The sequence below is a fragment of the Micromonospora sp. CNZ303 genome, assembly GCF_004345505.1.
The window spans coordinates 58930-81853 of the sequence record NZ_SLVT01000007.1; the positions used below are offsets into that span (position 1 = coordinate 58930).

At 74.3% G+C, this 22924-nt stretch carries 19 protein-coding genes; 11 read left to right on the forward strand and 8 right to left on the reverse strand.

The window, feature by feature from the left end; translation table 11 throughout:
• Window positions 1-19 precede the first annotated feature (19 nt).
• Together EV374_RS13405 and EV374_RS13410 are read left to right on the forward strand one after the other, a co-directional pair.
• Window positions 20-1285: an adenylosuccinate synthetase gene (locus EV374_RS13405; RefSeq protein ID WP_132235174.1), complete on the forward strand. Its 1266-nt coding sequence runs from the start codon at window positions 20-22 to the stop codon at window positions 1283-1285.
• A gap of 194 nt (window positions 1286-1479) precedes the next feature.
• On the forward strand, window positions 1480-2094 hold the full coding sequence (locus EV374_RS13410; RefSeq protein ID WP_132235176.1) for a DedA family protein: 615 nt from the start codon (window positions 1480-1482) through the stop codon (window positions 2092-2094).
• Between the two features lie 23 nt (window positions 2095-2117).
• Here the strand turns inward: EV374_RS13410 and EV374_RS13415 are convergent, their stop codons facing one another.
• Window positions 2118-2762, reverse strand: a complete 645-nt coding sequence (locus EV374_RS13415) for a TetR/AcrR family transcriptional regulator (RefSeq protein WP_132235178.1) — start codon at window positions 2760-2762, stop codon at window positions 2118-2120.
• A gap of 67 nt (window positions 2763-2829) precedes the next feature.
• On the opposite strand from EV374_RS13415, the gene EV374_RS13420 reads away from it, so the two are divergent.
• The 4 genes from EV374_RS13420 to EV374_RS13435 all read left to right on the forward strand — a co-directional run bounded on the left by EV374_RS13420 (window position 2830) and on the right by EV374_RS13435 (window position 7687).
• Window positions 2830-3282: an SCP2 sterol-binding domain-containing protein gene (locus EV374_RS13420; protein WP_132235180.1), complete on the forward strand. Its 453-nt coding sequence runs from the start codon at window positions 2830-2832 to the stop codon at window positions 3280-3282.
• Window position 3283: 1 nt separating this feature from the next.
• Complete coding sequence (locus tag EV374_RS13425; protein ID WP_132235182.1) at window positions 3284-4498, forward strand: acyl-CoA dehydrogenase family protein; 1215 nt, start codon at window positions 3284-3286, stop codon at window positions 4496-4498.
• Window positions 4499-4632: 134 nt separating this feature from the next.
• A complete protein-coding gene (locus tag EV374_RS13430; protein WP_132235184.1) occupies window positions 4633-6195 on the forward strand; it encodes an AMP-binding protein in 1563 nt (520 codons plus the stop codon).
• Between the two features lie 55 nt (window positions 6196-6250).
• On the forward strand, window positions 6251-7687 hold the full coding sequence (locus EV374_RS13435) for an MFS transporter (protein WP_132235186.1): 1437 nt from the start codon (window positions 6251-6253) through the stop codon (window positions 7685-7687).
• A gap of 40 nt (window positions 7688-7727) precedes the next feature.
• On the opposite strand, the gene purD is transcribed toward EV374_RS13435, so the two are convergent.
• From purD to EV374_RS13450, 3 genes are all read right to left on the reverse strand, one after another.
• Window positions 7728-8975 (reverse strand): phosphoribosylamine--glycine ligase, encoded by a 1248-nt coding sequence (gene purD, locus EV374_RS13440; RefSeq protein ID WP_132235188.1) that lies wholly within the window; start codon window positions 8973-8975, stop codon window positions 7728-7730.
• 83 nt (window positions 8976-9058) lie between these two features.
• Window positions 9059-9997 (reverse strand): PDDEXK family nuclease, encoded by a 939-nt coding sequence (locus EV374_RS13445; protein WP_132235190.1) that lies wholly within the window; start codon window positions 9995-9997, stop codon window positions 9059-9061.
• 214 nt (window positions 9998-10211) lie between these two features.
• Window positions 10212-11501, reverse strand: a complete 1290-nt coding sequence (locus EV374_RS13450; RefSeq protein WP_132235192.1) for an adenylosuccinate synthase — start codon at window positions 11499-11501, stop codon at window positions 10212-10214.
• A gap of 122 nt (window positions 11502-11623) precedes the next feature.
• Between EV374_RS13450 and EV374_RS13455 the strand changes: the two genes are divergently transcribed.
• The gene (locus tag EV374_RS13455; RefSeq protein ID WP_132235194.1) at window positions 11624-12655 is read left to right on the forward strand and encodes a hypothetical protein; all 1032 of its coding nucleotides are present in this window, start codon (window positions 11624-11626) and stop codon (window positions 12653-12655) included.
• A gap of 1483 nt (window positions 12656-14138) precedes the next feature.
• Window positions 14139-15788 carry a MinD/ParA family ATP-binding protein gene (locus EV374_RS13460; RefSeq protein ID WP_486485738.1) on the forward strand — a complete coding sequence of 550 codons (1650 nt, stop codon included), beginning with the start codon at window positions 14139-14141 and terminating at the stop codon, window positions 15786-15788.
• Between the two features lie 84 nt (window positions 15789-15872).
• On the opposite strand, the gene EV374_RS13465 is transcribed toward EV374_RS13460, so the two are convergent.
• Window positions 15873-16301, reverse strand: coding sequence for a DUF3151 domain-containing protein (locus EV374_RS13465; RefSeq protein WP_132235196.1), 429 nt, complete (start codon window positions 16299-16301; stop codon window positions 15873-15875).
• A 307-nt stretch (window positions 16302-16608) separates the two neighbouring features.
• On the opposite strand from EV374_RS13465, the gene EV374_RS13470 reads away from it, so the two are divergent.
• Window positions 16609-17862, forward strand: coding sequence for an LOG family protein (locus EV374_RS13470; RefSeq protein ID WP_486485739.1), 1254 nt, complete (start codon window positions 16609-16611; stop codon window positions 17860-17862).
• 108 nt (window positions 17863-17970) lie between these two features.
• Here the strand turns inward: EV374_RS13470 and fbaA are convergent, their stop codons facing one another.
• Entirely contained in the window at window positions 17971-18996 is a 1026-nt protein-coding gene (fbaA, locus tag EV374_RS13475) for a class II fructose-bisphosphate aldolase (RefSeq protein ID WP_132235200.1), read from the reverse strand.
• Window positions 18997-19401: 405 nt separating this feature from the next.
• Between fbaA and EV374_RS13480 the strand changes: the two genes are divergently transcribed.
• A complete protein-coding gene (locus tag EV374_RS13480; RefSeq protein WP_132235202.1) occupies window positions 19402-19614 on the forward strand; it encodes a hypothetical protein in 213 nt (70 codons plus the stop codon).
• Window positions 19615-19666: 52 nt separating this feature from the next.
• Here the strand turns inward: EV374_RS13480 and EV374_RS13485 are convergent, their stop codons facing one another.
• Window positions 19667-20725, reverse strand: coding sequence for an LCP family glycopolymer transferase (locus EV374_RS13485; protein ID WP_132235204.1), 1059 nt, complete (start codon window positions 20723-20725; stop codon window positions 19667-19669).
• On the reverse strand, window positions 20722-21207 hold the full coding sequence (locus tag EV374_RS13490; RefSeq protein ID WP_132235206.1) for a SigE family RNA polymerase sigma factor: 486 nt from the start codon (window positions 21205-21207) through the stop codon (window positions 20722-20724). The genes EV374_RS13485 and EV374_RS13490 overlap by 4 nt, the downstream gene beginning before the upstream one ends.
• A 176-nt stretch (window positions 21208-21383) precedes the next feature.
• Here EV374_RS13490 and EV374_RS13495 point away from each other — a divergent pair, with 176 nt between their 5' ends.
• Window positions 21384-22904: an LPXTG cell wall anchor domain-containing protein gene (locus EV374_RS13495; RefSeq protein WP_132235208.1), complete on the forward strand. Its 1521-nt coding sequence runs from the start codon at window positions 21384-21386 to the stop codon at window positions 22902-22904.
• Window positions 22905-22924 lie beyond the last annotated feature (20 nt).

Below are 22924 nucleotides of genomic sequence, written 5' to 3' on the forward strand. Positions count from 1 at the left end.
GCGGCTGCGGGGAGGTCCGGTGAGCAGGCACGTCGCGGTGGTGGACCTCGGCTACGGCGACGCCGGCAAGGGCACGGTCGTGGACTGGCTCTGCGCCACCCGGCCCGTGCACACGGTGGTCCGCTTCAACGGGGGCGCGCAGGCGGCGCACAACGTCGTGCTGCGCGACGGCCGGCACCACACGTTCGCGCAGTTCGGCGCCGGCACGTTCCACCCCGGCGTCCGTACGCACCTGTCGCGGCACGTGGTGGTGGACCCGCTGGCGCTGGCCGCCGAGGCCGACCACCTCGCCTCGGTCGGGGTGCCCGACGCGCTCGACCGGCTGACCGTCGACGGGGAGGCGCTGCTCGCCACCCCGTACCACCGGGCCGCGAACCGGGCCCGGGAGATCGCCCGGGGAGCCGACCGGCACGGCTCCTGCGGGCTCGGGGTGGGCGAGACCGTCGCGTACGGGCTCGCCCACCCCGACGAGGCGCCCCGGGTGGCCGACTGCGGCGATCCGGCGCTGCTGCGGCGGCGGCTGACCGCCCTGCGGGACCGGCTGACCGCCGAGCTCGGCCCGCTGGACGCCCCGCCCGTCGACGACTGCCTGCCCGCGTTCACCGGCTTCGCCGGGCGGGTCGCGATCGTCGACCGGAGCTGGCTGGCCGGGGCGCTGCGGGCCGGCACCTGCGTCTTCGAGGGCGCGCAGGGGGTACTGCTCGACGAGTGGCACGGCTTCCACCCGTACACGACGTGGAGCACCACCACCTTCGCCAACGTCGACGGCCTGCTCGCCGAGGCGGGCCAGCCCGGCGACGTCACCCGGATCGGGGTGCTGCGCGTGGTCACCACCCGGCACGGGCCCGGCCCGCTGGTGACCGAGGACCCGACCCTGTCGCTGAGCGACCCGCACAACCCGACCAACCCGTGGCAGGGCCGGTTCCGGTTCGGCCACTTCGACGCGGTCGCCCACCGGTACGCCCTCGCCGCGGCTGGCGGGGTCGACGGCCTGGCGCTCACCCACCTCGACCTCGCCGGCCCCGGACTGCGGATCTGCCGCCGCTACGACACCACCGACCGGCTCACCCCGGGACCGCCCGGCGACCTGGACCGGCAGGCCGCGCTCACCGCCCGCCTGCTGCGCTCCCGCCCGGTGTACGACGACGCCCCGCCCGACTGGGTGGAGGCGGTGTCCACGGAGCTGACCGCGCCGGTGGTGCTCACCTCCCACGGCCCCACCGCCAACGACAAGGCCTCACACGGCCCGCTCCTGACCCCACCCTCCCTCCTCACCACCCCCTGACCCCCCTCAGGCGCCCCCCACCCCGCCTCAGGCGTCGATCTTGCACTTCCGTCCTCCCGATGCGAGTTTTGCAAAATTTGTCCGGACCTCAAGTGCAAGATCGACGCTCAGGGTGGACGGGAGGGCGAGGGGGTGGGGGAGAGGGTTCTGGGAGTCGGGGACCGGGGGCCTGTCGGGCGGCGAGCATGGGAGGCATGGAGTCCGTGCTCGACCTGCTCCGGCAGCTGGTCGCCTCACCGTGGGTGTACCTGCTGATCTTCGGGCTCACCGCGGTCGACGCGTTCTTCCCCGCCGTACCCGGCGAGACGGCCGTGATCACCGCCGCGGTGCTCGCCACGGGCGGCGACCCCGACCTGGTGGGGGTGATCGTCGCCGCCGCGCTGGGGGCGTGCCTCGGCGACCACGTCTCGTACGCCATCGGGCGCGGCGGCGGCGCGAACCGGCTCGCCCGCTTCCCGGCGGGCAGCCGGCGCCGGGCCAGCTCCGAGTGGGCCCGGCGGGCGGTGCATCGGCGCGGCGGGCTGATCCTGACCACGTCCCGGTACGTCCCCGGTGGCCGGACGGCGGTCACCCTCACCATGGGCGCGGTCCGCTACCCGCTCCGGTCGTTCCTGCTCTTCGACGCCATCGCGGCGGTGAGCTGGGCGCTCTACTGCACCCTGCTCGGCTACTTCGGCGGGCTGGCCTTCGAACGCGACCCGGTCAAGGGCATCCTCGCCGGCGTGGGCCTCTCGCTGGCGGTCACCCTGCTGCTGGAGTCCGCCCGCTGGCTACGCCAGCGCAGGCGCCGCGCCACGTCTCGCCATTGAACGCGCGACCGTGGAGCCGCCGCTCAGCCGGGGGGCACCCGTGGGTGCCAGGTGACGCCGTGGAGGAGTTGACCGGCACCGAGCCAGGCGACGTTCATCATCCGGGTGGCGGTCTTCTCCGGGTCGGCCTCCGGGTGGTCGGCGAGCCAGTCCGCCAGCGACTCGGTCGCCCCCACGAGGGCGTACGCGACGACCTCCAGGTCGGTCTCGCCCACCTCGCGGCCCTCGGCGCGCAGCGCGTGGTCGAGCATCCCGGCGACCACCTCGACCAGCCGGGCCCGCATGCCGGCCAGCTCGCCGGCGAAGGGCTGCTCGCCCCGGGCCTGCCGGTAGAGCACCGCCCACCCGTCGCGGTGCGCCCCGACGAAGCCGAAGAAGGCGCGCAGCCCGCGCCAGAGCCGCTCGTCGGCCGGCAACTCGGGGGCGGCGGCCCCGGCGATGGCCTGCATCATCCGGGTGCCCTCCCGGTGCAGGCAGGCGACGAAGAGTTCTTCCTTCGTGCCGAGGTACGCGTAGACCATGGGCTTGGAGATGCCGGCGTCCTCGGCGATCTCGTCCATGCTGGCCGCGTGGAAGCCCCTGCGTGAGAACACTTTCACGGCCGCGTCGAGCATCTGCTGCTCGCGTACGGCCCGGGGGAGGCGCTTGAAGGTGGGTGGGGTGGACACCTTGCGAGCATACCTACTCGCCCGTAAGGTTACGCACGAGTAGCCAATACCCGGAAGGTGCAGCCCCATGACTGACTTCGACCCGGCCAACTTCGCGAACGTCGGCCCCAAGGAGTTCGCCCAGCTGGTCAAGTCCACCCCGGACGACAAGATCGCCGAGGTGATGTCCGGCGACCTGCGCGGCAAGATCCTCGGCGAGGTCTTCGGCCGGATGCCGCAGCTCTTCCGCGCCGACCGGGCCGGCTCGACCAACGCGGTCATCCACTGGAACATCACCGGCCGTCCCGACGGGGGCACCGACACCTACGAGGTGGTCGTCGCCGACGGCACGTGCACCGTCAACGAGACCCCGCAGCACGACCCGAAGCTCAGCCTCACGATGGGCCCGGTCGAGTTCCTGAAGATCGTCTCCGGTGGCGCGAACCCCGTCATGATGTTCATGACCGGCAAGCTCAAGGCCAAGGGCGACCTGGGCCTGGCCGCCAACATCGCCAACCTGTTCGACATCCCCAAGGCCTGACATGGCCGAGTTCTCGCTCGACCTGAACGAGGAACAGCGGGATCTGCGCGACTGGGTGCACGGCTTCGCCGCCGAGGTCGTGCGCCCGGCCGCGGCCGAGTGGGACGCCCGGGAGGAGACCCCTTGGCCGATCATCCAGGAGGCGGCGAAGGTCGGCCTCTACGGCTTCGAGTTCCTCGCCACCTGCTGGGCCGACCCCACCGGCCTCTCCCTCCCGATCGCCAGCGAGGAACTCTTCTGGGGTGACGCCGGCATCGGGCTGGGCATCTTCGGCACCTCCCTCGCGGTGGCCGCGATCTACGGCGCCGGCACCCCCGACCAGATGGTCGAATGGGTGCCGCAGTGCTTCGGCACCGTCGACGAGCCGGCCGTCGCCGCGTTCTGCACCACCGAGCCCGAGGCCGGCTCCGACGTCGGCGCGATGCGCACCCGCGCCGTCTACGACGAGGCGACCGACGAGTGGGTGCTCAGCGGCCAGAAGGCGTACGCCACCAACGGCGGGATCGCCGGGGTGCACGTGGTCACCGCCTCGGTCGACCCGACGCTCGGCTCCCGCGGGCAGGCGGCGTTCGTCGTACCGCCGGGCACCGCCGGCCTGGCCGCGACCCGCAAGCTGCGCAAGCTGGGCCTGCGCGCGTCGCACACCGCCGACGTCTTCCTCGACGACGTACGCGTGCCGGGGCGCTGCCTGCTCGGCGGCCGGGACGCCCTGCTCGAACGGCTCGACCGGGCCCGCTCCGGCAAGCGCGTCTCGGGCCAGGCCGCGATGCGCACCTTCGAGCTCTCCCGGCCCACCGTCGGCGCGCAGGCGCTGGGCGTGGCCCGGGCCGCCTACGAGTACGCCCTGGACTACGCGAAGGAGCGGGTCCAGTTCGGCCGCCCGATCATCGAGAACCAGGCGGTCGCGTTCGCGCTGGCCGACATGAAGATGGAGATCGACGCCGCCCGGCTGCTGGTCTGGCGGGCCTCCTGGATGGGCCGCAACAACCGGCCCTTCACCGCCGGCGAGGGCTCGATGTCCAAGCTGAAGGCCGGTGAGGTGGCCGTCTCCGTCACCGACAGGGCCGTGCAACTGCTCGGCGGGGCCGGCTTCCTGCGGGACCACCCGGTCGAACGCTGGTACCGGGACGCCAAGATCTACACCATCTTCGAGGGCACCTCCGAGATCCAGCGGCTGGTCATCTCCCGGGCCATCTCCGGCGTCCAGATCCGCTGACCACCGCCGGCGCGGTCGCCGTCCAGGGGCCGGACGTCCGCCGCGCCCGTACCGCTGCGCGCTCGATCTCCAGATCGCCCGCGTGGGGTCCCCGGCCCGGGGGCCCCACGCGCACCGCACGAGGAGGCCGCGTCATGGACCTGCCGTTCGTCGTCGCCACCCTGACCCGACGCGGGCTGCTCGCCCCCGGCCGACCGATCCGCGTCGCCTCGCAGCTCCAGGCGCTGCGCAGGTGGGGCTGGAACATCGCCGGCGAGCTGCGCCAGGCCGCCGCCCGCGACCCCGACCGGGCGGCCGTCGTCGACGAGCAGGGCACCCGCCTGACGTACGCCGAACTGCTCGACCGGTCGGAGCGGCTGGCCCGGGGGATGCGGACGGCGCTCGGGGTACGACCCGGGGACCGGGTCGGCGTGCTCTGCCGCAACCACCACGGCCCGGTCGAGACGATCGTGGCCGCCACCCTGCTCGGCGCGGACGCGGTGCTGGTCAACACCGGGCTCTCCACCGGCCAGCTCGCCACCGTCGCGCAGGAGCAGCGGCTGCGGGTGCTGGCGCATGACGCCGAGTTCGGCGACCGGGTCGCCAACCTCCCCGCCGAGGTGCAGCGGCTCGACGAGCGAGCCCGGGAGGCGCTCGTCGCCGGCGTGGTCCCCGGCGAGCTGCGTCCCCCCGAGCGCGACGGCCGGATCATCGTGCTGACCTCCGGCACCACCGGCGCCCCCAAGGGTGCCCGGCGCCCCACCCCGAACGGGTTCGGCCCGCTCGTCTCCATCATTGACCGGATCCCGCTGCACGCCCGGGACACCGTCATGATCGCCGCGCCGCTCTTCCACACCTGGGGCTACGCGGCCCTCCAGGTCTGCTTCGCCCTGCGGGCCACCGTCGTGCTGCACCGCCGGTTCGACCCGGCCGCCACGCTGGCCGCCCTCGTGGCGCAGCGCTGCGACGCGCTCTTCGCCGTGCCGGTGATGCTGCAACGGCTCCTGGAGGTGCCGCCGCCGGACCCCCGCCCCCCGCTGAAGGTGGTCGCGGTCAGTGGTTCCGCGCTGCCGGGCGGCCTCGCCCTGCGGTTCATGGACGTCTACGGCGACGTGCTGCACAACCTCTACGGCTCCACCGAGGTCTCCTGGGCGTCCATCGCCGGCCCCGCCGACCTGCGCGCGGCTCCGACCACCGCCGGCCGCCCGCCGCACGGCACCCGGCTGGCGATCCTCGACGCGGCCGGCGAGCCGGTGCCGGCCGGACAGGTCGGCCGGATCTTCGTCGGCAACGAGATGCTCTTCGAGGGCTACACCTCGGGGGCGGTCCGGGAGCACCGCGACGGCCTGCTCGACACCGGCGACCTGGGACGGCTCGACGCCGGCGGGCTGCTCTTCGTCGACGGCCGGGCCGACGACATGATCGTCTCCGGCGGGGAGAACGTCTTCCCGGCCGAGGTGGAGGACCTGATCGCCCGGCTGCCGCAGGTACGCGAGGCCGCCGTGATCGGCGTACCGGACCAGGAGTACGGCCAGCGCCTCGCCGCGTTCCTCGCCCTGCACCCCGGCGAGACGCTCGACCCGGAGGCGGTCCGCGAATACGTCCGGCACTACCTGGCCCGGTTCTCCGTACCCCGGGACGTGGTCTTCGTGAAGTACCTGCCCCGCAACGCCACGGGCAAGGTGCTGGCCCGCGAGCTGCGCCGCTACTACGGCTGACCGTTCCCCGGCCGTTACTGCCCGGATGCCCGGCCGCCCCTAGGCTGACGGCACCATGATCGGCTCCGGACCGCGCCGCCGTGCCCGTCACCGCCACCATCCCCGTCACCGCCAGCCGGCACCACGGAAGGCACCGCTGCTGCTGGTCGAAGCGGCGACCCTGCTCTCCAACACCGGCAACGGCGTGGCGAACGTGGCCCTGCCCTGGCTGGTGCTGGAACGCACCGGCAGCCCCACCGCCGCCGGCGTCGTCGCGGCGGCCACCGCCCTGCCGCTGCTGCTGTCCGGCCTCGTCTCCGGCACCGTCGTGGACCTGCTCGGCCGGCGGCGTACGGCGCTGGTCTCCGACACGCTCTCCGCCGTCTCGGTCGCCGCGATCCCGGTGGTCGACGCGCTGCTCGGGCTGAACCTCGGCTGGATCGTGGCGCTGGCCGTGCTCGGCGCGGTGTTCGACCCGGCCGGCCTGACCGCCCGGGAGACGCTGCTGCCGGCCGCCGCGCAGGCCGCCGGCTGGCGGATCGAACGCGCCAACGGGGTGCACGAGGCGGTCTGGGGGCTCGCCTTCCTGATCGGGCCCGGCGTCGGCGGCATCCTCATCGCCGCGATCGGCCCCGGCTCGACCCTCTGGGTCACCGCCGCCGGGTTCGCGCTGGCCGTCGCGATGATCGCCGCCGTCCGGCTGCCCGGGGCCGGCCGCCCCGAACGTCCCCCGTCCGGGCTGTGGCGCGGCACCGTCGAGGGGCTGCGGTTCGTCTGGCGGGACAAGCTGCTGCGGACCATCGCGCTGCTCACGATGGTGCTGGCCGCGCTCTACCTGCCGGTCGAGGGCGTGCTGCTGCCGGCGTGGTTCGTCGGCCGGGGGGAGCCGGCCAGGCTCGGCGCGCTGCTCATGGCGATGAGCGCCGGCGGGGTCGTCGGGGCGCTCGCCTCCGGCATGGCGGGCCGGCTGATCCGGCGCCACACCCTGATGGTGATTTCCCTCGTCGTCATCGGGCTGGCCCTCGTGGGGCTGGCCACCCTGCCGCCGTTCCCGGCCATGATCGGCTTCGCCGTCGCGATCGGGCTCGCGTACGGGCCGGTCAACCCGCTGTCCAACTACGCCATGCAGACCCGCACGCCGGAACGCTTGCGCGGGCGCGTGGTCGGGGTGATGACCTCGTTCGCGTACGCCGCCGGCCCGGCCGGCTACCTGCTCGCCGGGCCGCTGGTCGGATGGGTCGGGCTGCGTACCGCCTTCCTGGTGCTGGCCGGGGCGCTGCTGGTGGCGACGCTGGCCGCCGCGCCGCTGCCGGCGCTGCGGGCGCTGGACGAGCCGCCCCGCTACCCGCCCGCCCCGCCCGGCGGCCCGGGCGACCGGGTGGAGGAACTCGTGCCGCTCAACGGCCAGTACGCCTCCGCGACGCGCCGCGACACGCCCCGCGTACAGGGGCGCGTCCGGGTCGAGGGGCTGTGGACGCCCGCCACGCACCGGGACGCGCCCGTAGGGGGGTGACGGCACCGGGTCGGAGGCGAGGCGGGTGGAGGTTGCCCGGTCAGCCCGGAATGCTGATCCGACCCTCGACGGCGGCGGAGGCGATGTCGGTGCGGTGGTGCGAGCCGGCCAGCTCCACCCCGGTGACCAGCGCGTACGCGGCGTACCGGGCGGCGGGCAGGTCGGTGCCGGTGGCGGTGGCGCAGAGCACCCGGCCGCCGGAGGAGAGCAGCGCCCCGTCGGCGCCCCGTCGGGTGCCGGCGTGGACGATCCCCGGTCCCTCGCCCCCGGTGATCACGTCGCCGGTACGCGGGGCGGCCGGGTAGCCCTCGGCGGCTACCACGACCGTGACGGCGGCGCCGTCGCGCCAGCGCAGCGGCGGGTGCGCGGCCAGCGTGCCGGTCGCGGCGGCGTGCAGCAGCCCGGCCAGCGGGGTCTCCAGCAGCGCCAGCACCACCTGCGTCTCCGGGTCGCCGAAGCGGGCGTTGAACTCGATCACCCGGGGGCCGTCGGCGGTGATCGCCAGCCCGACGTAGAGCAGGCCCGCGAACGGGGTGCCCCGCCGGGCCATCTCCGCCAGGGTCGGGTGGACGACGTCGCGCATGACCTCGTCGACCAGGCCGGACGGCGCCCAGGGCAGCGGCGCGTACGCCCCCATGCCGCCGGTGTTCGGGCCGGTGTCGCCGTCGCCGACCCGCTTGAAGTCCTGCGCCGGCAGCAGCGGCACCGCCGCCTCGCCGTCGGTGACCACGAAGAGGGAGACCTCCGGGCCGGCGAGGTATTCCTCGACGACGGCCCGGCCGCACTCCTCGGCGTGCCGCAGCGCGGCGGCGCGGTCGTCGGTCACCACGACGCCCTTGCCGGCGGCGAGCCCGTCGTTCTTCACCACGTACGGCGCGCCGAACTCGTCCAGCGCCCGGCCGGTGCTCTCCGCGTCCGCGCAGGTGTATGCGCGGGCGGTCGGCACGCCGGCGGCGGTCATCACGTCCTTGGCGAACGTCTTCGAGCCCTCCAGCCGGGCCGCCTCGGCGGACGGCCCGAACGCGGGGATCCCCTTGGCGCGTACGGCATCGGCGACCCCGGCCACCAGCGGCGCCTCCGGCCCGATCACCACCAGGTCGACCCCGGTCTCCACCGCCAGCGCGGCAACGCCCGCCGGGTCACACGGATCGACGGCCCGTAGCTCGGCGACCGAGGCGATCCCGGGATTGCCGGGCGCCGCGATCAACTGCTCGACGGCCGGATCCGCAGCCAACCCGAGCGCGAGCGCATGCTCCCGCCCCCCACCACCAAGAAGAAGAACCCGCACACCGGCATCCTACTGACCCCCACCCCCCACCCCGTTGATCATGAGGTTGACGGCGCTGACGGCGATCGACTTCGCCGCCAACCTCATGATCGACGGCGTCGTGCCGCGGCTGCGATGGCCTCGCGGACGGTCCAAGGGATGTAGTCGGGGTGGAGGGTGTCGGCCCAGGTGAAGCGGAGGACGGTCCAGCCCGCGTTGACCAGGCGGTTCTGCCTGCGCCGGTCGGCGAAGGCCGCCACGGGAGTGCCGTGGGGTCCTCGGCCGTCGGCCTCGGCGATCACCTTCGGTCCTCGCCAGCCGAGGTCGCCGACCCCGAGCAGATAACCGTCGCCGTCCCGCACCGCCACCTGGAGGACGTCCGGCGGAACCTTCCCGTCGACGCAACGGAGCCGGGTGCGGGTCTCCAGCGGGGACTGCGCCCGGCCGTCCGCCTCGGCCAGGTGACGGCGCGCGGCCACGGCTCCCCGCCGGCCTCTGACCAGGCGCGGAATGGTCAGCAGGTCAGCCTCGGTGATCAGACGACGGTTCAGCGCCGAGTCCAGGACCGAGACCGCCGGATACCGGCCGACGCGACGGATCACCTCCGTCACGGTGCAGAGCGGGCTCGTGGCGGGCATACCGCCGATGCGGACGACCGAGGCCGCCGGGTGCTCGATCTGATGGACCACGAGACCGGGTTCCCGAACCCGCGTCTGCCTCGCGGAGGTGCCGGGCAGCGCCACGTGGATCTCGTCACTGGGCGGAAGACCGGCGATGCCGTGAAGCTCGGCGGCCGTTCCCAGCACCGCATGCGCCCGGGGCCCCAGCGACAGCAGGGCCGCGCGGACCAGTTGCCGTCGGGACGCCTCCTCGACCGCCCCGCCGTCAGTCAGATAGACGGCCCGCGCCACGCGACGCCAACGGCCGAACGCGACCAGGTTGTCGATCTCGTGCCGGCCGAATCCGACACCCATGGCCTGGCCCCGGGTGACCAACCCGTCCTGCCCACCGGCGATCCGCCGCAACTCCCCCGAACGGTCCATGGCTGACCACCATGGACCAATCCATCCGCCTCACGCTCCCTCTGTGGACAACCACCCCACCCTGTGGAAAACCTGCCCCTCCCCCACCCCGCCCCCGCCCCCCGCCTCCCGCCGAGTCGATCATGAGGTTAGCAGCACCGATAGCGATCAACTTCGCCGCCAACCTCATGATCACCGCGCAGGGGCCCGGGAGGGGGTGGGGGGGAGCTGGGGGTTAGGGGAGGAGGGGGTGGCGGAGGACGTTTTCCTCGCGGCCCGGGCCCACGCCGACGACGCTCACCCTGGTGCCGCAGAGTTCCTCGATGCGGGCGACGTAGCGGCGGGCGTTCTCCGGGAGCTCGTCCTCGGTCCTCGCCTTGGTGATGTCCTCCCACCAGCCGTCGAGCTCCTCGTAGATCGGAGTCGCGTGGTGGAAGTCGGTCTGGGTCATCGGCATGTCGTCGAAGCGCTCGCCGTTGATCTCGTACCCGACGCAGATCGGCACCTTCGGCAGGCCGGTGAGCACGTCCAGCTTCGTGACCACCAGGTCGGTGACGCCGTTGAGGCGGCAGGCGTACCGGGCGACGACGGCGTCGAACCAGCCGCAGCGGCGCTCCCGGCCGGTGGTGGTGCCGTACTCGTGGCCGACCTTGCGCAGGTGCTGCCCGTTGTCGTCGAAGAGCTCCGTCGGGAACGGCCCGGAGCCGACGCGCGTCGTGTACGCCTTGCTGACCGCGATCACCTTGCTGATCGCGGTCGGCGGGATGCCGGCGCCCACACAGGCGCCGCCGGCCGTCGGGTTCGACGAGGTCACGAAGGGGTACGTGCCGTGGTCCATGTCGAGCATGGTGGCCTGGGCACCCTCCAGTAGGACCGTCTCGCCGCGGTCCAGCGCGTCCCAGAGCATGACCCGGGTCTCGGCGATGTACGGCTTGAGCCGCTCCGCGTACCGCAGGTATTCCTCGACGGTCTCCTCGACGTCGATCGCCTTGCGGTTGTAGATCTTGAACAGGAGCTGGTTCTTCTCGCGCAGCGCCAGTTCCAGCTTCTTGCGCAGGATGCCCGGGTCGAGCAGGTCCTGGAGCCGGATGCCCATCCGGGCGACCTTGTCCCCGTACGCGGGGCCGATGCCCCGGCCCGTGGTGCCGATGCGGGAGCTGCCGAGGTAGCGCTCGACGACCCGGTCGAGGGCCCGGTGGTGCGGCATGATCAGGTGCGCGTCGCCGGAGATCCGCAGGCGGCTGACGTCGACACCGCGCTCGGCGAGCCCGTCGATCTCGGCCAGCAGCACCTTCGGGTCGACCACGACGCCGTTGCCGATGACGATCATCGCGCTCGGGGAGAGCGCACCCGACGGCATCAGGTGCAGCGCGTACTTCTGGCCGTCCGGCGTGATCACCGTGTGGCCGGCGTTGTTGCCGCCGGAGTAGCGCACGACGTAGTCGACCCGCCCACCCAGCAGGTCGGTAACCTTGCCCTTGCCCTCGTCGCCCCACTGGGCACCGAGGAGCACGATCGCTGGCATCTCTTCGCCTCCAGAAGGCTCGGGTGCCAGGTGGCGACCGGTCAGCGAGCCCGGGGTGTCAGGCTAACAAGTAGTGGCGGCGCGGCCGGCAGGGGTCGCGTCGGGAGGCAGGAGGCCTTTCCGTGTACGACGTGGTGCTGCTCACCCTCGGCTCGGAGCGCGACGCGTCCGGCGGGGCCTGCGGCAGCGGCGGCTGCTGCGGCGCGGCGCCTCTAGAGGGGGGCGCCCAGGCCGCCGACGCCTGTGCCCCCGCCGGTGGCGCTACGGCCGACGGGCGCTGCGACACCCCGCGGGTGCCGGTGCTGGCCTGCGCGGACGCGCTCACCGCCCGGGGCGCCCGGGTCGAGACGGTCACCGCCCGCTCCGACGCCGAGATCGACGAGGTGCTGGCCCGGTTCGACGGCCCGCCCCGCCCGGACGGCCTCACCTGGCCCGACCCGGACTCCAAGGCCCGGCTCGTGGTCGCCTCGGCCAGCGACGCCCAGTTGCGCGCCGTCGTGCGCCGGCTCGTCCGGCGGTACGCCCCACCGCCCAGCCGCCGCCCCGACGACCTGCCCGGCAACCGGACGGTGCCGGACCTGCCGTCGATCGGCGTACTCCCGCTCGATCCGGCAGGAAGCACGACGCACCGTGACCTGGCGGCGCAGCTCGGGCTGCCCCGCGACCCGGCGGCGGTGGCCGCCGCGGTGCTGGACGGCACGCCCCGCCGGCTCGACCTGCTGCGCAACGACGGCGGCTCGGTGACCCTGGACGGCGCGCTCCTCGGCGCCGCCGACGACAGCGGCCGGCCGCTGCACTGGCGCGGGCGGGTGGAGGTGGACGACGCCGTGCTCTCGAACGGCGACGATCCGCTGCTGGCCTGCGCGGTCGGCAACGCGGGCGGGTACGCCCGGCTCGACGACGTGGCCCTGCTCGACGACCCGGACCCGACGGACGGGCTGGTCGAGGTGGCGGTCGCCGTTCCCGTGGTGACCCGCTCGGCGTTGGGCAGGAAGCGGGTCCGGCTGGAGGTACGACGCGCCCGGGGCCGGGCCGTGGCCGTGCTGCCCCGCGAGGGGAAGGTCCCGTTCCTCGACGACGGGGCCGAGGGCGAGCTGAGCCGGAAGCGGTCCTGGTGGACCGAGCCGGGTGCCTGGGCGGTCTGGGCGGGCTGACCTCGGCGTCCCCGACGCGACCGACGCGGCCGGCCCGCGACGGCCGGCCCGGCGCGGTCACTGGGCCTATCCTCGGCAGGAGGAATGGGGAGGAACCGTGGTGGACGAGAACGTCGACCGGGTCCACGGGCCCGGCCAGCAGCCGATGCCGGAGCGGGACATCGAACCACTCTGGCCGCCGGAGCAGATCGACGGCACCGACACACCGCCCTGGGCGTCGACCGCCGCGCCCCCGTCCCCCGTACCGCCCCAGGGCCGGCCGGGTGAGCCGCCCTCGCCGGCCGACTACCCGTCGCTGCACGGGGTGCCGCTCCCCGACGCGGGGACGACCGCCCCGCAGGGCGCGAACACCGGCTGGGCGTCGCCACCACCCGCACTTCCGGGCCATCCCCCGGCCGCAGTCCCGGGGCCCACACCGGCCACAGTCCCGGGACCTCCACCGGCCGCGATCCCGGGGCCTCCGCCCACCGCAGTCCCGGGGCCTCCACCGGCCGTGGCCCCTGGGCCTCCGCATGCCGCCGCCTCGGGCCACCCAGCGATCGGGGTGTCGGCCCGTCCACCGGCCGAGGCCTCTGGTCCCCCACCGGCCACGGCGTCGGGATGGGGGCCGGACGCCTCGGCCTGGGCACCGCCGACGCCCACCGCGCAGGCCACCCCGGCCACCCCGAACGCCCCCACGGGCCCGACGAGCCCGATCTCAGACCCGAGCCCGACCCCAGGCCCGAGCCTGGGCCCGAGCCCGACCGCAGGCCCCAGCCTGGGCCCGACCGCAGGCCCGGGCCCGGGCCTCGGCGCGGTCGGCGCGCCTGCCACCGGCCCCGCCGGCGACCGCATGTCGGTCGGTGCGGGCAGAGGTCCGTCGGTGGCCGCCGGAGGTGGCGTACCGGCTCCTCGGGCTCCGCAGACCGGGCCCGCCCCGGTCGACCTCGACATGCCGTTCAGCCTCGACCAGCCGGCCGTGCCCGTTCCGGTGGCGTCTTCGCAGCCCGTGGGCACCGCCCGGACCGACACGGCACCGGCCAACTCGACTCGTCCCAGCGGTCCGGGCGAGCCGACCGAGGGGCTCGCCAAGCGGCAGGACAGTCCCTCGCCGGACGCCACGGCCGACGCCATCCCGGGTGGTAGGCCGTCGCCCCACGACACGGCGCCCGGCCCCGGCGGATCCGCCGGGGCTGACGGCCTCCACCGGACCGGCGACGCCCCGACGGCCGGCACGCCGACGGGCGGGAACGGAACCGGCGACCCGACCAACGACGGCCCGACCAACGGCGGCCCGACGAATGGGAGTACCAGCGTTCCGACGGATGACGGTGTCGGCGACCCGGCGAAGGGCGGTGCCGGCGGACGGGCGGATGACGGTCCCGGCGACCCGACGCACGGGGATGCGGGCGGCGCCGCGAATGACGGCGCCGGCGGTCCCGCGAACGGGGGTGCCGGCGGGGCGGCGACGGGCGGCGGCCAGGCCAACGGCGGCGGGGCGCGGATGCCGGCCGAGTCGCCGTGGGCGCAGCCGCCGCAGCGGCCGGCCACGGCGGCCGTCGAGCCCGGACCGGGACCCGGCGCGACCGATCCCGCGCCCACGCACCAGGGCGCCACGCTCCGACCGACTCTCCACCACCAGCAACCGGCCCAGCCGGGCACGGCCGGCCAGGCCCTCCCCCCGCCGGGTCCGGCCGACCAGGGCCCACTCCGGCAGGCCCCGCCCCGGGCGGGTGCGCCCCAGGTGCCGTTCCCGCGCGATTCGGCTGGGCAGGGCGTGCCGGTCGGCCCCACGCCGAGCCATGAGCCGAACCCCGGGCGCGACCCGGCGACGCCACAGCAGAACTTCGGAGCCGATCCGGCGGCACAACAGGACTTCGGACCCGCCCCGGCGACGGCACAGCAGGGCCTGGGACCGAACCAGGCGGCGGCACAGCAGGACTTCGGGGCCGGCCCGGCGGCGGCACAGCAGTCCGCGCCGCCCGGGCCCTACCCACCGCAGCAGGGCGCCCCCTACCCGGGGCAGCAGGCCGGTCCGCCGGGGCCGTACCCGCCGCAGCAGGGTGCGACGCCGCCCGGGCCGTACCCGCCCGGCTGGTATCCGCCGCCCTGGCAGCAGGCCGCCCCGGGGGGCCACGCCCCGGCTCCGCAGCAGGCGTACCAGCCGGCGGAGGGGGTCGTCGCGGTGCCGCCGGCACAGCCCGACCCGAACTGGCGCCCGGCGATCACCGACCCGCCGACGGCCGAGGACTTCGCGCGCCGCCGGCAGGTCCGGCCCGCCGACCCGGTGGCCACGATGGGCGTACGGGCGGTGGCCAACCGGATGGGGCTGCGGCTGCCGCCCGGGCGGCACGAGCAGGAGATGCGGCGGGACATCGAGACGGTACGCCGCAACTTCGGCGGGCTGCGCCAGGTGACCGTGGTGAACCCGAAGGGCGGGGCCGGCAAGACGGTGGCCATCCTGCTGCTGGCGATGACGTTCGGCCAGAAGCGCGGCGGTTACGTGCTGGCCTGGGACAACAACGAGACCCAGGGCACCCTCGGGATGCGCGCCCAGCAGGACTTCCACTCCCGTACGGTGCGGGACATGCTGCGGGACCTGGGCCAGTTCCAGGGCGCACACGGGCGGGTGGGCGACCTGTCGCAGTACGTCCGCTCGCAGGGCGAGGGGATGTTCGACGTCCTCGCCTCGGACGAGTCGGCCACGGGTGGCGAGATGCTCACCGCCGCCGCCTTCGCCGAGATCCGCGAGGTGGTCAGCCGGTTCTACAAGTTGATCTTCGTGGACACGGGCAACAACGTCCGGGCCCAGAACTGGCAGGCCGCCATGGACGCCACCGACCAGTTGGTGGTCACCATGTCGGCCCGCAACGACTCGGCGGAGACGGCCGCCCGGATGCTGGACCACCTGGAGCAGAGCGGCCGGCAGCGGCTGGTACGGCAGGCGGTCACCGTGGTCTCCATGCCGCCGTCGCGCAAGGAGATCGACCTGCCGGCGATCCAGGAGCACTTCGCGGCGCGCACCCGGGCGGTGCTGCTCGCGCCGTACGAGCGGCTCATCGACACCGGCGAGCCGATCCGGTACGGAGGGCTCTCCGCAGCCGCCCGGGACGCCTGGCTGAAGATCGCCGCCGCCGTCGCGGAGGGGCTGTAGGCCCTCGCGGGCGCGGCGGGATGGCGGACTCGGCCGAGCCGACGGCCGGCGGGACTGACGCCGCGCCGGCCGTCGGCTCGGGCGTCAGTTGCTCGCGAGCGCGTCCGCCGCGGCGGGGTCGCAGTCGCGCAGGAACTGGGCGCAGCGGGCCGCCTCGTCCGCCTCGCCGATCTCGTCGGCGGCCCGGGACAGCACGTAGAGGCAGCGCAGGAAGCCCTGGTTCGGCTCGTGCGACCACGGCACCGGACCGAATCCCTTCCAGCCGCTGCGGCGCAGCTGGTCCAGGCCCCGGTGGTAGCCGGTGCGCGCGTAGGCGTACGCCGGGATGACCTGGCCGGCGGCGAAAGCCCGCGCGGCCAGCGCACCCCAGCCGGCGCTGTAGGTCGGGAAGCGCGCCGCCACCTGGGCGTACGCCTCGTCGCTGCCGGCCTGCTCGGCGGCGGCCAGGGCGGCGTCGGCCTCGTCGTGCGCGGGGAGGAGAGTGGCCGGTGGTTCCGGCAACAGGTTCTGCATCGCCCCATTCAACCCGCTTCGCCCTGGGGCGCGCGAGGGGGTTGGGCGAGCCGGCTGGCTGAACGGCTGAGGAGTTGGTCACGCCTGCGGCCCATGCCCCGGGCCGATGCTTTCGACTACAACTATTGGTCCGGAGCCTCCCCAGGACCCGGTACCGCGGAAGCCCGGTGGTCACGGCCGCCGGGCTCCCGTCGTTCCAGCGCGAGTGCGGTGACGCGCGGGTCAGGCGACCTCCGGCGGCAGGGTCGCCGGAGCGCGGAGGGCTCCCAGGTTTGGCCGGTTGACCCGGCGGGGCAGGATGGCCAGGGTGCCGACCCCACCTCCCGCGGACGTCATCGAGCCGCACACCTGCACCGACGAGATCGAGACCCGCGCCGAGTTCGACCGGCGGCTGACCACCGGCAGCCTCGTCGGGCTGACCGTGCAGGGGCTACGGCTCGACCTCGATCCCGTCCCCGACCTCACCGCCGTCGAGGTGACCGGCACCCTCTTCGTGGGCTGCCGCTTCGCCTCCCGGGAGGTCGGCGCCGACCTGGTCCGGCGCGGCGCGAACGTGGTGCCGCCGTTCTCCGGGCTGCCCTACCCGACCCAGCCGTCGCACCTCTACACCCCGGAGGAGCTGGCCGCCGGGTTCGCCGAGGGCGGGTTCGCCGGGATGTACGACACCCGCGTCTACGAGCACTTCCGGGCGCACGGCGGGGCGCTGCCGGACGTCCGGGAGGCGCTCGGCCAGCGGCTGCACGACCACGGCGTGGACAACGCGTTGGCCGACGCCACCCGCGCCTGGCTGGCCACCCACGGGCCGCAGTCGGTGGTGGGCATCATGGGCGGGCACGCCGTGCCGCGCGGCAGCGCGCCGTACCGGATGGCGGCGGTGCTGGGCTGGGAGCTGGCGCGGGCCGACCGGCTGGTGGTGACCGGCGGCGGCCCCGGCGTGATGGAGGCCGCCAACCTCGGCGCCCACCTCGCGCTGCGGCCGGTCGAGGACCTGGACGCCGCGATCGACCTGCTGGCCGGGGCGCCGGACTTCACCGACCACGACCGCTACACGGCGGCGGCGCTGCTGGTCCGGGAGCGCTACGGCCGGCAGGTGGTGCCGCCCCGGCCCCGGGACGCCGACGCCGACAGCGTGTCCCGCGCCGACTCGGCAGCGCTGGCCGCCGGCGACGTGGACTGGGCGCGCGCCGGCGGGCTGGCCATCCCCACCTGGCTGTACGGGCACGAGCCGGCGAACCTGTTCGCCGGCCGGATCGCCAAGTACTTCTCCAACGCCATCCGCGAGGACACCATCCTGCGGCTGGCCCGGGGCGGGATCGTCTTCGCCCCCGGTCGGGCGGGCACGGTGCAGGAGGTGTTCCAGGCCGCCACGAAGACCTACTACGGCACCGACGGGGCCAGCGGCGCGTACGTCTTCCTCGACCGCGCGTACTGGACGGACGAGCTTCCGGTGGAGGCGCTGCTGCGGCCGCTGCTGGGCGCCTCGCCGTTCGGCGACCTGTCGTCCTCCGTGCACCTCACCGACGACGTCCACGAGGCGGTCCGGGTGCTCACCGCCGGTTAGGAAGGGCACCTTCCTATCGCATTCCGATGTGCAAGGTGCCCTTCCTAACCAAAGCGACGGCCGGCCCCCCGGGTGGGGAGCCGGCCGTCGGCGGTACAGGTCAGCGCGTCACTTGGCCAGCGTGGTGCCGGTCGAGCGCAGGTGCTCGCAGGCCTCCGCCACGCGGGCGGCCATGCCGGCCTCGGCGGCCTTGCCCCAGACCCGCGGGTCGTACTGCTTCTTGTTGCCGACCTCGCCGTCCACCTTGAGCACGCCGTCGTAGTTGCGGAACATGTGGTCCGCGACGGGCCGGGTGAAGGTGTACTGGGTGTCGGTGTCGATGTTCATCTTCACCACGCCGTAGTCCAGCGCCTCGCGGATCTCCGAGAGCAGCGAGCCGGAGCCGCCGTGGAAGACCAGGCTGAGCGGCTTCTCCTTGCCGTACTTGGCGCCGACCGCCTCCTGGATCTGGTTGAGGATCTCGGGGCGGAGCTTGACGTTGCCCGGCTTGTAGACACCGTGCACGTTGCCGAAGGTCAGCGCCGCCATGTAGCGGCCCTTCTCGCCCAGGCCGAGCGCCTCGACCATGGCCAGGCCGTCCTCGACGGTGGTGTAGAGCTTGTCGTTGATGGCGTTCTCGACGCCGTCCTCCTCGCCGCCGACCACGCCGACCTCGATCTCGAGGACGATCTTGGCCTCGGCGGCCCGGTCGAGCAGCTCGGCGGCGATCTGCAGGTTCTCCGCCACCGGCACGGCCGAGCCGTCCCACATGTGCGACTGGAACAGCGGCTCCTGGCCGGCGGCCACCCGCTCCTTGGAGATCTGCATGAGCGGCCGGACGAACTTGTCCAGCTTCTCCTGCGGGCAGTGGTCGGTGTGCAGGGCGATGTTGACCGGGTACTTCTTGGCCACCTCGTGCGCGTAGGCGGCGAACGCCACCGCGCCGGTGACCATGTCCTTCACGGAGGGGCCGGAGAGGTATTCCGCGCCACCGGTCGAGACCTGGATGATGCCGTCGCTCTCCGCGTCGGCGAAGCCCTTGAGCGCCGCGTTCAGGGTCTGCGAGGACGTCACGTTGATCGCGGGGTACGCGTACCGGCCGGCCTTGGCGCGGTCCAGCATCTCCGCGTAGGTCTCGGGGGAAGCGATGGGCATGTCGAACGCTCCTTACTTACCGCTGTCGGCCGTCACCGGCCGCTGTTGTCCCTGGGTGCGCCGGACCGCGCTGTCCACCGTCGGCAGTATCCCGTAGAAGACCGGTGCCGGCACAACCGACCCGGTACGCGCCCGGTCCCTGGCCACCGTCCCGCCGCCCCTCCCACCTGTCGGGCGCGGAAGACGCCGATCAGCCAGGTCGCCACGGCCAGCACGACGGCACCCCGGGACGCGGGCACGCGACGGCGGTGCTCGCCGACCGGATCAGGAAGCCCACCGTCCCATCCTGGCACCGGGGGCGGCGGCCGGTGGGTCGATTCGGTCGACTCGGCTTCCGAGCGGCGGGCGGGCGCAACCCGTACGGTGTGTGGGGAACTGTCCGCTGAGATCCCGGGAGGGACTGATATGGGTCAGCCCGAAGAGGACTTCGCACCCAGCGACCACCTCAGCCCCGAGGAACGCGACATGGAGGCGGAGCCGGCCGACGCTATCGAGCAGGCCGCCGCGGTCGACCCCGGCGACGCCGACACCGAGCCGCACCGCGGCCTGGAGGTCGACGACTGGGACGCGATGGAGCAGGCGCGGGTGGTCGCCGCCGACGAGGACGACTACCGCTGAGCCGTACGTGGGCCGGACGCCGCCGGAGGACCGGTGCCGTCCGGCCCGCGCGTCAGCGGGTGCGGTGGACCCGTTCCGGATGCCGCGCCGCCCACTGCGCCAGCCGGTCCTCCCGCAGCGCCGCGAGGAACTCCGGCGCTTCCTCCCGGTCCGGTGTCAGCCGCCAGCCGAGGCCCTCCGGCGGCCCGACCGGGAGGCTGAGCCCGACCGGGTCGACGGACGCCAGGCCCGGAAGCACCCTCAGCAGGTCCACGAGAGGCGTGCCGCCGCCCACCACCAGCCCCGCGCCGGCGGCGTCGACGAGGGCGCGGAGCCTGACGGGGCTGGTCAGCACCCCCTGTTCACCTGCCCGACGGATCAGCCCGGCGGCGAAGAGCTGCGCGTGCCGGTCCCGGTCGAGCCCGCCCTCGGGCAGTTCCCGCCGCTGCCGCAGCAGGTCGACCGAGGCGGCGCCGTCGAGCCGCTGGCAGCCGCTCGGGAAGACCCGCTCTGTGTGGAAGGAGCGCACCTCGCGCGGTAGGCAGACCTCCACCCCGCGGACCTCGTCGGTGAGCCGGCGCAACACCGGGTAGGTGAGCACCGCGCCGGCGTCGACGCGTACGCCGGTCAGGTCGGCGACCGTCCGGCGGGTCAGCTCGTAGCCGCGCTCCAGGTCGGGCCGGCCGTTGCCGGCGCCGTGCAGGAAGGCGCTGCTGAGCTTGTCGGTCCCGTGCCCGGGGATCGGCACCGCCAGGTCGCGGGGCAGTGAGATGAGGTACGGCCGGCTGCGGTCCGCCGGAATGTGCACCAGCAGGATCGAGTCGGCCATCCGGGCGGGGGCCTTCGTCGAGCCGTCCGCGCCGAGCAGCAGGATGTTCAGCGCGCCGGTCGGTGCCGGCCCGGTGGGCCCGGCGAGCACCGTGGCGTCCTCGGCGACCCGGTCCGGCGTGAGCTGTGGCACCCCGATCCCGAGTACGCCGAGCAGGGCCAGCGCGGCACCGCCGGCCCGGAGCCGCAGCCGGCGACGACGGCGGGCAGCCGCGAGCCGGTCGATGGCGGACCGCAGCGGGTCGGCGGGCGGCGTCAGGGTCTCGTGCCGGGCGAAGGCGGCACGCAGGTCGTCCTCGATCACGATCGGGCCTCCACGTATTCGGCGCGCAGTGTGGCCAGGGCTCGGGAGATGGACGAGCGGACCGTCCCGACGGCGCAGCCGAGGATGTCGGCGATCTCCGCGTCGGGCAGGTCCTCGTAGTAGCGCAGCACCAACGTGGCCCGCTGCCGGCGCGGCAGTCGGGACAGCCAGGACCAGACCTGGTCCCGCTCCACGGCGTGCTGGGCGTGGTCGGCCGGCACCGGCACCGCGTCGTCGGGCTCGGCACGCAGCAGCACCCGGCGCATCCAGGAGCCCCGCCGCCAGTCGACGTACTGGTTGGTCAGCATCCGGCGGACGTAGCGCTCGGGCGAGTCGGCGCGGGCCACCCGGCGCCAGTTGAGCTGGACCCGGACCATGGTGTCCTGCACCAGGTCCTGCGCCTGGTGCGGGTCGCCGGTCAGCATGACCGCGTACCGCAGCAGCGCGGCCAGCCGCGAGTCCGCGAACTCCTCGTACGTCACTGCACCTCCAGGGCTCCTGACCCTGTTGACGCATGCGGGCGACCGGAACGTTGCGGCGGTCCTGGGCAGCCGTTCGGTCGATGTTCGGCCGTTGCCGGCGAGGCGGGCAGCGCCGGCGCTCAGGGATTCCTAGGATTCACTGACCGGTCCGGGCATCGCATGGGAGGAACCCCCACATGCTCAAGCACTCCATCCGGCGGTGGCTGGCCGGGCTGGGCGTCGTAGGCGCGCTGGTCGCAGCCTCCGCCATTCCCGCCTCCGCCGCTCCGACCGGGAGCCTCAAGCTCATTGCCAACGACGTGATCGTCGCCCCCGGCGGCGCGACGAAGTGGATTACCCTCTCCGCCCTCGGCATCGAGTGGTCCGACGACATCGTCGTGAAGGTGGACCGGAGCGAGGTCGCCGGGTTCGCCGACGTGCGGAGCACCGCCCCCGCCGGCGTCTGCACCGAGGCCGGCGTGATCCTGACGTGCAGGGTTCCCGACCTCGGCGATGGTGACCCGCCCGTGCAGGTCGAGCTGTCGGTGCGGGCGAAGGACGGTGCCAGGCCGGGCCAGGAGGGCAAGCTGGCGTTCACCGTCACCGCGCCCGGTTCCGGTTCGGGCAGTTTCCGCTCGACCGTCGCCGTCGGTGAGGGTGTGGACCTCGCCGCCGCCTATTCGTTGAAGCTGACCGGCGCCCCGGGCGGCACGCTCAAGGCCCCGCTCACCCTGGAGAACCGGGGCGAGACGGCCGCCCGCGGTGCGGTGCTGCTCGTCTCCGCCAGCTACGGGCTCCGCCCGTCGCAGCGATACGAGAACTGCCGGTACGCCAGCGGCGCGTTCAAGGACTACGCGTTCGTCTGCACGTTCGACACCGTCATCGCGCCGCACGGGGCCGCCGCGCTCGACCCCAGCTTCGGCTTCACCGTGCCGGCCGACAGTTGGGCTCCCGCCGTCTACTCCGGCTCCGCGTTCTGGTTCACCCCGGCGGACTGGAAGGAGTACAAGGCCCAGACGAACCTGGATGACGATCTCGGGCCGGGGGGCACCGACGGCAAGCTCGAACTGCGGCCCGTCACCACGCGTCGTTCGGCGCAGACCGATGTCGACCCGTACGACAACCAGACGTGGATCGAGCTCCAGGTGACCGGCGACCAGCGGGCCGACGTGGCGGCGCTCGGGGCGAAGGTGGACGCCCGGGTGGGCAGGACCGTCCCGGTGACCTTCGGTTACGTCAACCACGGCCCGGCGGCGGTCGGCACCGGAAGCCGCCCGGGCGTCGAGGTCTCGACCACCGTCACGCTGCCGAAGGGTGTCACCGCCGTACGCGCCCCGAAGACCTGCGTCAGCAACGCGAGCGGCGAGGGCGAGCCGGGCGAGCCGGGAGCCTCGGCCTATCGATGCTTCCTGATCGGCCCGGTCGGCAAGGGCGAGAAGGTGGAGTTCGCCTTCACGCTGCGCATCGACAAGGCCGGCAGCCACACCGGTGAGGTGCGGCTGCGCACGGGCGACGAGAACCCGGCCAACGACACCGCCAGGATCCTGGTGAACGCGACCGGCGGCCAGGGCGGCGGGAACGACGACGGTGACGGTGGCACCCTGCCGATCACCGGCGGGTCCACCGGCCTGATCGTCGGCGTCGGCGGGCTGTTGCTCGTCGCGGGCGTGGGTGGCTACGTGCTGACCAGGCGCCGCAGGACCCGCTTCGTCGCCTGATCGACCCGGATCGCGGGAAA